The organism is Streptomyces triticagri (assembly GCF_003429565.1).
Lineage (GTDB): Bacteria > Actinomycetota > Actinomycetes > Streptomycetales > Streptomycetaceae > Streptomyces > Streptomyces triticagri.
Genome location: NZ_QUAK01000099.1, coordinates 52,523 through 65,228 on the forward strand (window position 1 = coordinate 52,523; position 12,706 = coordinate 65,228).

General features: G+C 69.9%; 10 protein-coding genes. 4 read left to right on the plus strand and 6 right to left on the minus strand.

Features of this window, described 5'->3' with window-relative positions; all coding sequences use genetic code 11:
• Window positions 1–31 precede the first annotated feature (31 nt).
• The 6 genes from DY218_RS18390 to polA form a co-directional block, all read right to left on the minus strand.
• On the minus strand, window positions 32–1,036 hold the full coding sequence (locus tag DY218_RS18390; protein WP_128557152.1) for a DUF3068 domain-containing protein: 1,005 nt from the start codon (window positions 1,034–1,036) through the stop codon (window positions 32–34).
• A 14-nt stretch (window positions 1,037–1,050) separates the two neighbouring features.
• Entirely contained in the window at window positions 1,051–1,185 is a 135-nt protein-coding gene (locus tag DY218_RS18395; RefSeq protein WP_128557153.1) for an SPW_0924 family protein, read from the minus strand.
• Between the two features lie 144 nt (window positions 1,186–1,329).
• Complete coding sequence (locus DY218_RS18400; RefSeq protein WP_128557154.1) at window positions 1,330–1,770, minus strand: hypothetical protein; 441 nt, start codon at window positions 1,768–1,770, stop codon at window positions 1,330–1,332.
• A 33-nt stretch (window positions 1,771–1,803) separates the two neighbouring features.
• Window positions 1,804–3,501 (minus strand): lytic transglycosylase domain-containing protein, encoded by a 1,698-nt coding sequence (locus tag DY218_RS18405; RefSeq protein WP_128557155.1) that lies wholly within the window; start codon window positions 3,499–3,501, stop codon window positions 1,804–1,806.
• Window positions 3,502–3,602: 101 nt separating this feature from the next.
• A complete protein-coding gene (locus tag DY218_RS18410; protein WP_128557156.1) occupies window positions 3,603–4,208 on the minus strand; it encodes a hypothetical protein in 606 nt (201 codons plus the stop codon).
• Window positions 4,209–4,439: 231 nt separating this feature from the next.
• Complete coding sequence (gene polA, locus DY218_RS18415; protein ID WP_128557157.1) at window positions 4,440–7,175, minus strand: DNA polymerase I; 2,736 nt, start codon at window positions 7,173–7,175, stop codon at window positions 4,440–4,442.
• Window positions 7,176–7,396: 221 nt separating this feature from the next.
• Between polA and DY218_RS18420 the strand changes: the two genes are divergently transcribed.
• The 4 genes from DY218_RS18420 to DY218_RS18435 all read left to right on the plus strand — a co-directional run bounded on the left by DY218_RS18420 (window position 7,397) and on the right by DY218_RS18435 (window position 12,650).
• Window positions 7,397–9,670, plus strand: a complete 2,274-nt coding sequence (locus DY218_RS18420; protein WP_128557158.1) for an FdhF/YdeP family oxidoreductase — start codon at window positions 7,397–7,399, stop codon at window positions 9,668–9,670.
• A 162-nt stretch (window positions 9,671–9,832) separates the two neighbouring features.
• Complete coding sequence (locus DY218_RS18425; RefSeq protein ID WP_128557159.1) at window positions 9,833–10,309, plus strand: PaaI family thioesterase; 477 nt, start codon at window positions 9,833–9,835, stop codon at window positions 10,307–10,309.
• A gap of 126 nt (window positions 10,310–10,435) precedes the next feature.
• Entirely contained in the window at window positions 10,436–10,873 is a 438-nt protein-coding gene (locus tag DY218_RS18430; protein WP_128557160.1) for a hypothetical protein, read from the plus strand.
• Window positions 10,874–11,429: 556 nt separating this feature from the next.
• The gene (locus tag DY218_RS18435; protein WP_128557166.1) at window positions 11,430–12,650 is read left to right on the plus strand and encodes a branched-chain amino acid ABC transporter substrate-binding protein; all 1,221 of its coding nucleotides are present in this window, start codon (window positions 11,430–11,432) and stop codon (window positions 12,648–12,650) included.
• The last annotated feature ends 56 nt before the right edge of the window (window positions 12,651–12,706 follow it).

A 12,706-nucleotide genomic window follows, 5' to 3' on the forward strand; every position in this document is an offset into this window, starting at 1 on the left:
GCGGGTCCGAGTGCTGGCGGCGCGTGTGAGGTCAGGCGGCTGCCGGTTCCGGTTCCGGGCTGCGGCTGGGATCGGCCGGTGGATCGCCGGGGCGCCGACTGCGGGCTTCGAGGACGAGGGACAGGGCGAGCAGTCCGGCGCCGAGGACGAGGAATCCCCAGGGCAGGTAGCTGGTGAGCAGCAGGACCAGGATCCGCTGGGACTTCACCAGGTCGACCGTGGACTCGATGAAGTCCTCACGCATCTTCACATGGCCGGAGAAGGCGGTGACCTTGTCGCGTCCCTCCCCGATGAGGGTGCCGCCGCGCATCTCCTCCTTGTGCTCCTCCTCGCCGTAGACGGGGGCGCCGGTGGTGGGCTCGACCCAGAACTTGCGGACCGTCGTGTACCACATCGTGGTGCCCGACTCCTTCTCCAGCGTCCTTGGGTCGATGCCCTCCACAGGCATGACGCTGGGGAAGTCGACCTTGGTCCACGGAATGGTCTGCTCGAAGTAGTAGACGTCGACGCCGCGGAAGGTCTGCTCCCCCTTGTAGTGGATCGGTGCGGAGGTGCGGGTGCGCGCGTCGAAGTAGGTGTAGTCCCGCTTCTCGGTCAGGAACGGCCACTTGAACTCGATGCCCTCGCGCTTGACCGGATGCCCGTCGGCCGACTCCCCACTGGCGTGTACGGGGTCCTGACTGTGGGCATCGAAGATGTAGCGCTCGGGGATCTTGGAGACCATCTTCTTGTCGGGGCCCTCGACGTAGGTCTGCGCGTCCCAGACGACCACATCGCGGTCGGCGGACTTCTCGATCTTCTCGGATTCCTCGACGTTGCCCTTGAGGGTCTGCACGATGGTCAGCCTGTCGACCTTCTTCGGCTTCATCGTGCCGTAGTCGACGAGGGTGGCGGGCTTCGCCTCGAGCACCATGGTCTGGTACTGGCTCGGCGGGATCTTCGCCAGGCGGGGGAAGGCGTACCAGCGCATCAGGGGCGAGAGCGCCGTGAAGAACACGGCGAACGCGAGCAGGATCAGACTGGCCTTGCGGCGCATCGCGGCGGCCCTCCCTACGGGTGCTCGGGCACGGTGGTCAGCAGCGGTTCGGGCGAGGTCTCGCCGGGCGGCGCTCCCACGGCCGTGATGGTCAGGACGAGGGCGAACGCGGCGGCAAGACCGACTGCTGCGGCGATGAGGGCGCGCATGCTCGGCCTCCCGGATCTGATACGGCGTCAGGGCTGAGGCACCGTAGCAACACGGGGACGAGATGAGAACACGTTGCACCGCCCCCGGACCTGGTGGGGTCCGGGGGCGGTGGGCGTGCTGCGCCTGGGGGATGCGCCGGAGAACTACTCGAAGAGGTTGACGCCCTTCTTGTCCGCGAGGGCTTGGAGCTTTTCCGCGTCGTCGGCGGGGACGCAGACGAACGCTCGGAGCCCTTCTTCTCCGCGGCGCAGGATGTAGGCGGCGAAGCTGTCGGTCATTTCGGTGCCGTCGCTGTCGTAGAAGAGCCAGCGCACGCGGACGAGGAAGATGGCGTCGCTGAGCTGTTGATGGCCGAGGCGTTCGTATCCGACGGATGCGAGGCCGAGCCGGCGGTAGACGGGGTAGGACTGCTCCAGCCCGGCGGCCATGGCCTCGCGGGACTCCACAACGCCGGCACCTTGCTGGTCGTTGAGGATCATGCCGGGGCTGCCCCACAGCTCGGCCGCGGCCCGGGAGTCGTACGAGGTGAGGGTGCCGGCGTAGCGAGTGAGGTAGTCGTCGAGTTCGGCTTCGATGTCGTTCATGGAACCCAAGGATGGCCCAGGGGGCGTCTCCCTCTAGGCGATCTCGAGCTCGACGGTGATCGTGCCGCCGCCGATCGCGGTCAGGCGCAGCAGGTGGGTGCCTGCGGTGTCGTCGGCGTAGATCTTCGGGAGCTTCAGGACGCCGTTCACATCGGTCTCGAGGCCCTTCAGGGTGCGCAGGGTCTTGCCCTCGGCGTCCTTGAAGTACGGGCCCTTGTCGTTGACTTCGGCGTCGTCCGCGCCCTTGATCATGGTGGCGGAGACCTCGACTCCGGCGGCGGCCTTGCCGTCGAGGGTCGCCTTCACCTCGACGGCGTCGGCGAATTCACCGCCCGGCTTGCAGGTCAGTGCCTTGTCGCTGGTCCGTGCGAGGGCGTCCGCCTGGCGCGCGGTCACCTTCGCGGTCTGGTCGACGCCGGCCAGGGTGCGGCCGACGACCTTGGCGCGAATCGTGAACTCGCCCGTCTGCTCGCCCGCTTCGAGTGCGGGAGCGATGGCCCGGCCGCCGGCCACCGTGGTGACGGTGGCGCTGGTCGCGCCGCCGTCGAACCGGGTGTCCGTGTCGCCGACCAGGGTGAACTTCACCTTGACGTTCGTCACCCCGGCGCCCTTGGCGTCGTGCGCGGTGACGGACGGGCGGGTGGCGAAGGTGGTGCCTTCGGTGGCCGTCAACTCGCCCGTGGAGGCGGCCTCGAGTGCGGCCACCCGGTCGGCGGGTCCGGGGCTCGGCGACTCGGATCCACCGCCGCCTCCGCCGCCGCCCGGGGTCTCGGAACCGCCGCCGCCACCGCCCGGCTTGCCGGAACCGCCTCCGCCGCCGGGCTTCCCGGAACCGCCGGGGCTCGGGGACGGACCGCCGGAGCCCTTGCCCGGTGACGGGCTCGGCGACGGGCCGGCCGCGCCCGGACGCTTCGCGTCGCTGCGGTCGTCGGGCTGTACGCCGGTGCCGTCCGGGACCTCGTGGGTGCCCTTGCGGTAGTACTCGAGCCAGGTCAGGACGGTGTTGAGGTATTCCTGCGAGCGGTTGTAGCTGAGGATCGCGCGGTGCAGGTCGGCGGTGGACGCCAGGTCGCGGCCGTCGCCGCAGAGGTAGTGGCCGGCCGCGAGGGCCGCGTCGTAGATGTTGTTGGGGTCCTTCTTGCCGTCCTTGTTGCCGTCCTTGCCCCAGTTGGACCAGGTCTGCGGGATGAACTGCATGGGCCCGACGGCACGGTCGTGGGTGGTGTCGCCGTCGTAGGCGCCGCCGTCGGTGTCGGTGATCTTGGCGAAGCCGTCGCCGTTCAGCTGCGGGCCGAGTATCGGGGACAGGGTGGTGCCGTCCCTGTCCACCTTGCCGCCGCGGGCCTGGCCGGACTCCACCTTGCCTATGGCCGCGAGCAGTTGCCACGGCAGATTGCAGCCGGGCCTGGCCTCGCGCAGCGCCGACTCGGCCTTCTTGTACGCGTCGAGGACGGTCGCCGGGATTCCGGCCTCCGCCTCGCCCGGGCTCGCCTTGCCACCGTCACCCGGCGGCTTGGGCGACTTCAGGGGCGGCAGGTCGGTGTAGTACGGGGAGTCGCCCGTCGCGGAGTCGTCGCCCGAAGGCCTCGAGGAGTCGCTGGTGGACTTTCTGCCCTGCGGGGTGTCCGTCAGGCCCGGCGCCTGGGAGGCCGAGAGGGCCGCCACCGCCGCGGCTGCGACCGCGGCGGTCACCGTCGTCTTGCGTAGCCGCCGGCCGAATACCGCTGCCATGCGAATGTTCCCCTCCCGGTCCGCCTCGTGCGCTCCCCAGCGCACACCCAGGCGACACTACGACAACTTCCGCCGCGCAGACACCCGTTCCCGCCTGGTTTTTACCGGTTGGACTCCCGCCGGGCGCCCACACGTTCACCCGGAAGTCCCCACAGTGCGACGCGTCCGAACTCGGCGGCGGACCTGCCGTAGACGCGCCTCAGCAGTCGACTTGTGATGGTCACGAGGCGGAAGAGCCGGTCGTGGTAGCGGTGTTCGGGGTGGTCGGCGTCGTCGTCGGGCCGTGCGCGCCGGCTGGAGGCACTGCTCGAACTCGGCGCCACGGGGCGGCCGTCGAGCTCCTTGAGGTCGTTGATTCGGCGTCTGACGTCGTCCGCCTTGCGCAGCACGGTCTCGGTGACGATCACCCGCACGACGCTCTGTGCCTCGTGCCGTCTGCTCTCCTCGATCGCGCACCACAGGTCGCTGCGTGCCTCGTGCGTCCCGGAGGGGCCGCCGCCCGGTGCGTACGACAGCGCCGCCCGGACGTCACGGGACGTCCGGGCGGCGAGGTACGGGGCGCGGGCGAAGCGGCAGGTGGCTGCGGTGGCCGCGCGGCGGCCGGCCTGGGCGTCTGCCGCCACGGCGGATATCGGTACGAGCAGCACGCTCGCCGCGAGGGTGGCGCCGGCCACGGCGGGGTGCCAGCTGCGTATGCGAAGGGGCATGTCCCCCACGATCGCGCCCATGGGCGCGGGGGGCCCGGACTCGGCGTCCGTCCGGGTGACCTGCGGTTTCCCAGTTTCAGCCCGTCCGGCGTTTGAGGACATCTTTGAGCCTGACGCTGCTCGAGCTCGAAGCTGCGGCTTCAAGATGTCCTCAAACGCCGGACGGGCTGGAAGGGAGCCGGACGGGCGGAAGGGCCCGAGGTCTGACGGGTAAAGCGCGCCCCGAAGGGGCTAGTGCGCGGCGGACTCCCAGTCCCGGCCCACTCCGACGGAGACGTCCAGCGGCGCTCGCAGCGTGACCGCTCCGGACATCTCGCGGCGCACGAGCTCCTCTACCTCGCCCCGCTCGCCCGGCGCGATCTCCAGGACGACTTCGTCGTGGACCTGGAGCAGCAGCCGCGACGTGAGCCCCGCCGCACGCAGCGCCCCGTCCACGTTCAACATGGCGATCTTGACGATGTCCGCCGCGGTGCCCTGGATCGGCGCGTTCAGCGCCATCCGCTCGGCGGCCTCGCGGCGCTGGCGGTTGTCACTGTTCAGATCCGGCAGGTATCGGCGGCGGCCGAGCATCGTCGCCGTGTACCCCGTGGCGCGGGCCTCGTCGACGGCTCGGCGCAGATAGTCCCGGACCCCGCCGAACCGCTCGAAGTAGGTGTCCATCAGGCCGCGCGCCTCGGCCGCCTCGATGCCGAGCTGCTGGGACAGGCCGAAGGCCGACAGACCGTACGCCAGCCCGTACGACATGGCCTTGATCTTGCGCCGCATCTCCGCGTCGACCGCGGACCGCTCGACGCCGAAGACCTGCGATGCGACCGTGGTGTGCAGGTCCTCGCCGGAGGTGAAGGCCTCGAGCAGGCCCTCGTCCTCGGAGAGGTGGGCCATCACGCGGAGCTCGATCTGGCTGTAGTCCGCGGTCATCAGGGATTCGAAGCCCTCGCCGACGACGAAGCCGCGGCGGATGGCGCGGCCCTCGTCGGTGCGCACCGGGACGTTCTGCAGATTGGGGTCGGTGGAGGAGAGGCGGCCCGTGGCGGCGACGGTCTGGCTGAAGGAGGTGTGGATCCGGCCGTCCGCCGCGATGGTCTTGATCAGGCCCTCGACCGTGACGCGGAGCTTGGCCTGCTCGCGGTGGCGGAGCATGATGACCGGCAGTTCGTTGTCCGTCTGGGCGGCGAGCCAGGCCAAAGCGTCGGCGTCGGTGGTGAAGCCCGTCTTGGTCTTCTTGGTCTTGGGCAGGCCGAGCTCACCGAAGAGGACCTCCTGGAGCTGCTTGGGCGAGCCCAGATTGAATTCGTGGCCCGCGGCGTCGTGCGCCTCCTGCACGGCTTGCTGCACCGCGCCCGCGAACTGCTGCTCCATGGACTGCAGATGGGGCCGGTCCGCGGCGATGCCGTGCCGCTCCATCCGGGCGAGCAGCGCCGAGGTGGGCAGCTCGATGTCGGTCAGCAGATCGCCCGCGCCGACCTCCTTCAGACGCTCGCCGAACGCGGTGCCCAGGTCGAGCACGGTGCGGGCCTGATGCATCAAGGCGTCCGCCTCGGCCGCCTCGTCGGCGCCGAAGGCGAGCTGTCCGTCGCCCGCGGAGGCCGGGGCCAGCTCGCGGCCCAGATACTCCAGGGAGAGCGCGTCGAGTGCGAAGGAGCGGCGGCCCGGCTTGACCAGATAGGCGGCGAGCGCGCTGTCCATGCCGACGCCCTCGACCGTCCAGCCGTGCTCGGCGAAGACCCGCAGGACGTTCTTCGCGTTGTGCAGGACCTTCGGCTTGGCCGGGTCGGCGAGCCATCCGGCGAAGGCGTTCTCGTCGGCCGCGTCCAGCTGGGACGGGTCGAACCAGGCGGCCGCGCCGCCGGCCGCGGCGAGCGCGACCTCGGTGACCGTACCCGTGCCGAGCGACCAGGTGTCGACCGTGGCCATGCCCAGGACCGCCTTGCCGTGCTCTTCGAGCCAGGCGGTGAGCTCGCCCGTGGCGAGGACCTTGCCGTCGATCTCCACGCCCTCGGCGGGCGGTGCGCTGTCGCCGGCCTCCTCGGCGCCCGGGTCGACGGCGAGGAGGCGCTCGCGCAGCGACGGGTTGCGGATCTCCAGGGTGTCAAGGAAGGCGGCCACGCCCTTGCGGTCGTACGGCTCGCGGCGCAGGTCCTCGACGGTGCGGGGCAGGTCGACGTCCTTGACCATCTCGGTCAGGCGGCGGTTCAGCTTGACGGCCTCCAGGTGGTCCCGGAAATTCTGGCCCGCCTTGCCCTTGACCTCCTCGGCGCGCTCGACGAGCTCGGCGAACGAACCGAACTGGTTGATCCACTTCGCCGCGGTCTTCTCGCCGACGCCGGGGATGCCCGGCAGATTGTCCGAGGGGTCGCCGCGCAGGGCGGCGAAGTCCGGGTACTGGCTGGGGGTGAGGCCGTACTTCTCGAAGACCTTCTCCGGTGTGAAGCGGGTCAGCTCGGAGACGCCCTTGGTCGGGTAGAGGACGGTCACGTGCTCGCTGACCAGCTGGAACGAGTCGCGGTCTCCCGTCACCACCAGGACCTCGAAGCCGGCGGCCTCGGCCTGGGTGGCGAGGGTCGCGATGATGTCGTCGGCCTCGAAGCCGTCGACCGCGAACCGGTCGGCGTGCATGGTGTCGAGGAGCTCGCCGATCAGCTCGACCTGGCCCTTGAACTCGTCGGGGGTCTTGGAGCGATTCGCCTTGTACTCCGTGAACTCCTCGGAGCGCCAGGTCTTGCGGGAGACGTCGAAGGCCACCGCGAAGTGGGTGGGCTCCTCGTCGCGCAGGGTGTTCGCCAGCATCGACGCGAAGCCGTAGATGGCGTTCGTCGGCTGGCCCGTCGCGGTGGTGAAATTCTCCGCGGGCAGCGCGAAGAACGCCCGGTACGCCAGGGAATGCCCGTCCATGAGCATCAGGCGAGGGCGCTTCTCGTCTCGCTTCTCGTCTCGGGCGGGGGTCTTCTTCGATGCTGTCTCTGCCACGTCCACGATCCTGCCACGCCCCACTGACAGTCGGGCCCACCCCGGGCTCGCGGGCACCCGCCGTGCGCTCCCCCCCTGCACCCGTGACCGGCTGCGGACCGGGCCCCGTGGGCGCACCCGGCGTACCCCATGGCCCTGTCGGTGCCGCGTGGGAGGATCGGAGACAGGCGGCCGGACCGCGCAGGGGCGGGCCGGGAGTGAGGGTGCGAAGGAGTGCGGTGATGGCAGGCAAGCCCCCGTTCGGTGACCCCGTGCAGGATGCGCCGGAGGTCGAGGAGCCTCAGCACGCGGCCGCCGGCCTGCCCGCCGTCGGCCACACCCTGCGTATGGCCAGGCAGCAGATGGGCGTGCGCCGCACGGCCCTCACCCTGCTCCGCGTCAATCAGAAGGACGGCTTCGACTGCCCCGGCTGCGCCTGGCCGGAGCCCGAGCACCGCCACCGCGCGGAGTTCTGTGAGAACGGCGCGAAGGCGGTCGCCGAGGAAGCCACCCTGCGCCGGGTGACACCGGAGTTCTTCGCCGCGCACCCGGTCGCCGACCTCGCGGGCCGCAGCGGTTACTGGCTCGGCCAGCAGGGCCGCCTCACCCGGCCCGTATATCTGGCCGAAGGCGCCGAGGCCTACGAACCGGTGTCGTGGGAGCGTGCCTTCGACATCGTCGCCGAGGAGCTCGACGCACTCGGCTCGCCCGACGAGGCCGTCTTCTACACCTCGGGCCGCACCAGTAACGAGGCGGCGTTCCTGTACCAGCTCTTCGCCCGCGAGTTCGGTACGAACAACCTGCCGGACTGCTCCAACATGTGCCACGAGTCGTCCGGTTCGGCCCTCACCGAGACGATCGGGGTCGGCAAGGGCAGCGTCCTGCTCGAGGACCTGCACCGCGCGGACCTGATCATCGTGGCCGGCCAGAACCCGGGCACGAACCACCCGCGGATGCTCTCGGCCCTGGAGGAGGCGAAGGCGAACGGCGCCCGCATCATCTCCGTCAACCCGCTGCCGGAGGCCGGCCTCGAGCGCTTCAAGAACCCGCAGACGGCCAAGGGCCTCACCGGCCGCGGCACTTCGCTCACCGACCTGTTCCTGCAGATCCGCCTCGGCGGCGACCAGGCCCTCTTCCGCCTGCTCAACAGACTGATCATCGAGACGGAAGGCGCCGTCGACGAGACCTTCGTCGCCGAACACACCCAGGGCTACGAGGAGTTCACCGAGGCGGCCCGCGCCGCGGACTGGGACGAGACGCTCGCCGCCACCGGTCTCCAGCGCGCGGAGATCGAGGAGGCGCTGCGCATGGTCCTCGCCTCCGAGCGGACCGTGGTCTGCTGGGCGATGGGCCTGACCCAGCACAAGCACTCCGTGCCCACCATCCGCGAGGTGGTCAATTTCCTGCTCCTGCGGGGCAACATCGGCCGCCCGGGCGCCGGCGTCTGCCCGGTGCGCGGCCATTCGAACGTGCAGGGTGACCGCACGATGGGCATCTTCGAGCGACCGGCCGACTCGTTCCTCGACGCCCTGGAGAAGGAGTTCGGCTTCGCACCACCACGGGAGCACGGTCTGGACGTGGTGCGCGCCATCCGCGCGCTGCGCGACGGCGAAGCGAAGGTGTTCTTCGCGATGGGCGGGAACTTCGTCGCGGCGTCCCCCGACACCGAGGTGACCGAGGCCGCGATGCGCCGCGCCCGGCTCACCGTGCATGTCTCCACCAAGCTGAACCGCTCGCACGCGGTGACGGGTGCGCGCGCCCTGATCCTGCCGACGCTCGGGCGCACCGAGCGCGATCTGCAGGGCGGCGGCGAGCAGTTCGTGACGGTAGAGGACTCGATGGGCATGGTGCACGCCTCCCGCGGCCGCCTGGAGCCGGCCGGGCCGCGGCTGCTCTCCGAGCCCGCGATCGTGTGCCGCCTCGCCCGGCGGGTGCTCGGCGAGTCCAGCGCCACGCCGTGGGAGGAGTTCACCAAGGACTACGCCACGATCCGTGACCGTATCGCCCGAGTCGTCCCGGGCTTCGAGGACTTCAACGCACGGGTGGCCGCCCCCGGCGGCTTCGCCCTGCCGCACGCCCCGCGCGACGAGCGCCGCTTCCCCACCGCGACCGGCCGCGCCCACTTCACGGCAGCCCCCGTCGAGTACCCCGAACTGCCCGAGGGCCGCCTGCTGTTGCAGACCCTGCGCTCGCACGACCAGTACAACACCACGATCTACGGCCTCGACGACCGCTACCGGGGCATCAAGGGCGGCCGCCGAGTGGTCCTGGTCCATCCCGAGGACGCCGCGGCACTCTCGGTCGAGGACGGTGCGTACGTCGACCTGGTCAGCGAGTGGCGGGACGGCACCGAGCGGCGTGCGCCCGGATTCCGTGTCGTCCACTACCCGACGGCCCGCGGCTGCGCGGCGGCCTACTACCCGGAGACCAACGTCCTGGTGCCGCTCGACGCGACCGCGGACACCAGCAACACCCCGGCGGGCAAGTCCGTGGTGATCCGCCTGGAGCGGGCCTGAGGCCTGGAGCGCATCTGAGGCCTGGAACGGAACTGAGGCCTGGAGCGGGCCTGACACCGTAGGCGAACACCGCCCCCGCTAAGCACGCGCTCAGCCACCGTGGTAGTCAAGACGTTGCAGTCGACACGCACTGCCGTACGACGACGAACTGGAGCCGAGCCCATGGGCGAGCAGCACACCGTGAAGTTCCCGCAAGAGGTCATCGAGGAATACGCCGCTCTCGGCCTCGACCTGCCGGCCCTCTTCTCGGCGGGCGACCTCGGCACCCGGATGGGCATCCAGATCCTGGAGGCCTCCGCGGACCGCGTGGTCGGCACCATGCCGGTCGAGGGCAACACCCAGCCCTACGGACTGCTGCACGGCGGTGCATCGGCGGTGCTCGCGGAGACCCTCGGCTCGGTCGGCTCGATGCTGCACGGCGGCTCCCGCAAGCTGGCCGTCGGCGTCGACCTCAACTGCACCCACCACCGCGGCGCCCGCTCCGGCCTGGTCACCGGCGTCGCCACCCCCGTGCACCGCGGCCGTTCCACCGCCACGTACGAGATCGTGATCAGCGACGAGCAGGACAAGCGGGTCTGCACCGCCCGACTGACCTGCATGCTGCGCGACGTCGACCTCTCCGGCGGCACCGGGTCCTGAGCGGCCGGCCGCCCCGCCGCAGACGCGCCGGGCGGCGCACCCATGGGGCGTACCACTCAAGTGGTGCGCCCCATCGTCGTGTTGGACCACATGACCGGCACCGGCCCCGCGCGCTACGTTCACCGCATGAGGCCGGCATCCGCGCTCCACCGCGGCGCTCCCCGGGCGCGGCCCCATCGCCGCGTCCGACGCAGCTGCGCCGTCACCGCAGCCCTGCTGCTGTCCATGGCGCTCGCGGGCTGCCAGGGCTCCTCCGACGACGGGTCCGCCCCTGCGAAGAGCCCCGCGCCACGCACCACTTCGCCCGAGGAGATCTGTTTCGACCTGGTGTCGTACTGGGCGAAGCAGGAGCTGCGCGGCGGGCAGAACTCGGGCAGCGGCTTCATGCAGAAAGGGCTGTCCAACGGGCAGAACACGATCCTGCTTGCCGCCGTGGAGGCAGGCCGCGCCGAGCAGCAGCGACACGGCACCACCGCCGCCGAGAAGCTGATGGAACGCCAGGTCGAGCGGGGCTGCGAGCGGCGCTACCGCAACGGCACGCCCACGGAGGGCATTTGGCAGTGACCGCGCCGAACCGGGACATGCCACCCCGCCCCGGCTCCACCCCCGACACGCTCCGCACCGGGCACAATTCGGCCGGAAACGGTCCGGATCCCGACCGAAAATCGCGAGAACGCGTCCGGAATTCGGACGCACTCACGCTCTGTCACATCAGCGCAATACGCCGAACACAATCCGCGCAGGCTCCGGACGGCCGAGCAAAACCGTCATTCCCGCCCCCCGCATTCCATTCCGCCGTCAGGAGCAAGATCGCCCCATGCCCCTGAGCAGAACTGCCAATTCTCACCCATCGGACACTCCGGCACCCCGCAAAAAGGGCCGTTCTGTCCGCCCTGCCCCCTCCCCTTTTCGACTCGCATAACAAGAGAGTCACATCATGGCCTTAGCTCCTCCCCGTCCCCCTCACCTGCGCTTAGAGTCACGGCCAGTCACCGCGCCGCCGGGCGCGAACTGAATTGCACGGCTCTGTACCACCCCCAGTACGGCCCGGCGATCTCAACGGCACCTCACACAAGAGGAGGCCGCGCCAGGGAAAGGACCCATCGTGCGAAACCGTTCCTTGCTCATACTCACCACGGTGTTGACCACCGGGGCTCTCACACTTACCGCTTGCGGTTCGCGCGACGACGACGGCGGCAGCGAAGGCGGCGGCGGAAGCAAAACCACCGTCGTCATCGGTGTCGACGCACCCCTGACCGGCGACCTCTCCGCACTCGGACTCGGAATCCGGAATTCCGCCGACCTTGCGGCCAAGATCGCCAACAAGGAGAACGTGGTCGACGGCATCGAATTCAAGGTCCAGCCGCTCGACGACCAGGCACAGCCGTCCGTCGGACAGCAGAACGCCAGCAAGTTCATCGGCAACAAGGACGTCGTGGGCGTCGTCGGCCCGCTGAACTCCAACGTCTCCCAGTCGATGCAGAAGCCCTTCGCCGACGCCGGCCTCACCCAGGTCTCCCCCGCCAACACGGGCACCGAACTGACCCAGGGCGACGGCTGGAAGAAGGGCGACCGCAAGCGCCAGTTCGACACCTTCTTCCGCACCGCCACCACGGACCAGATCCAGGGCGCCTTCGCCGCGAAGTACCTCTACAACGAGGCGAAGATCAAGAAGGTCTACACGATCGACGACCAGAAGACCTACGGAGCAGGCCTCGCCGCCTCCTTCAAGGACACCTTCAAGAAGCTCGGCGGGAAGCTCGTCGGCAACGACAACATCAACCCCGACGACCGCGACTTCAACGCCGTCACCTCCAAGATCAAGAGCACCGGCGCCGAAGCCGTCTACTACGGCGGCGAATACCCCGCAGCCGCACCCCTGAGCCAGTCCCTCAAGGGCTCCGTCAACATCCCCCTCATGGGCGGCGACGGCATCTACAGCGCCGACTTCATCAGCCTCAACAAGAAGTCCCAGGGCGACCTCGCCACCTCCGTCGGCAAGCCCGTCGAGCAGCTCGACTCCGCCAAGAAGTTCATCTCGGACTACAAGGCCGCCGGATACAAGGACGCCTACGAGGCCTACGGGGGCGGCACCTACGACGCCACCTGGTCGATCATCGAGGCCGTGAAGATCGCCGTCGAGGACAACGACGGCAAGCTCCCCGAGGGCGACGACGGCCGCAAGGCAGTCCTCGACGCCATGAGCAAGGTCAAGTTCGACGGCGTCACCGGCCCCGTCTCGTTCGACGAATACGGCGACACCACCAACACCATGATGACCGCCTACGAGGTCGACAAGGGCAAGTGGACGCCCAAGCTGAGCGAGGCCTACAAGCCCTGACCACACCCCCCGCAACCCCGCATTGACCCAGGCCGCGCGGGAGCGCTACCAGCGCT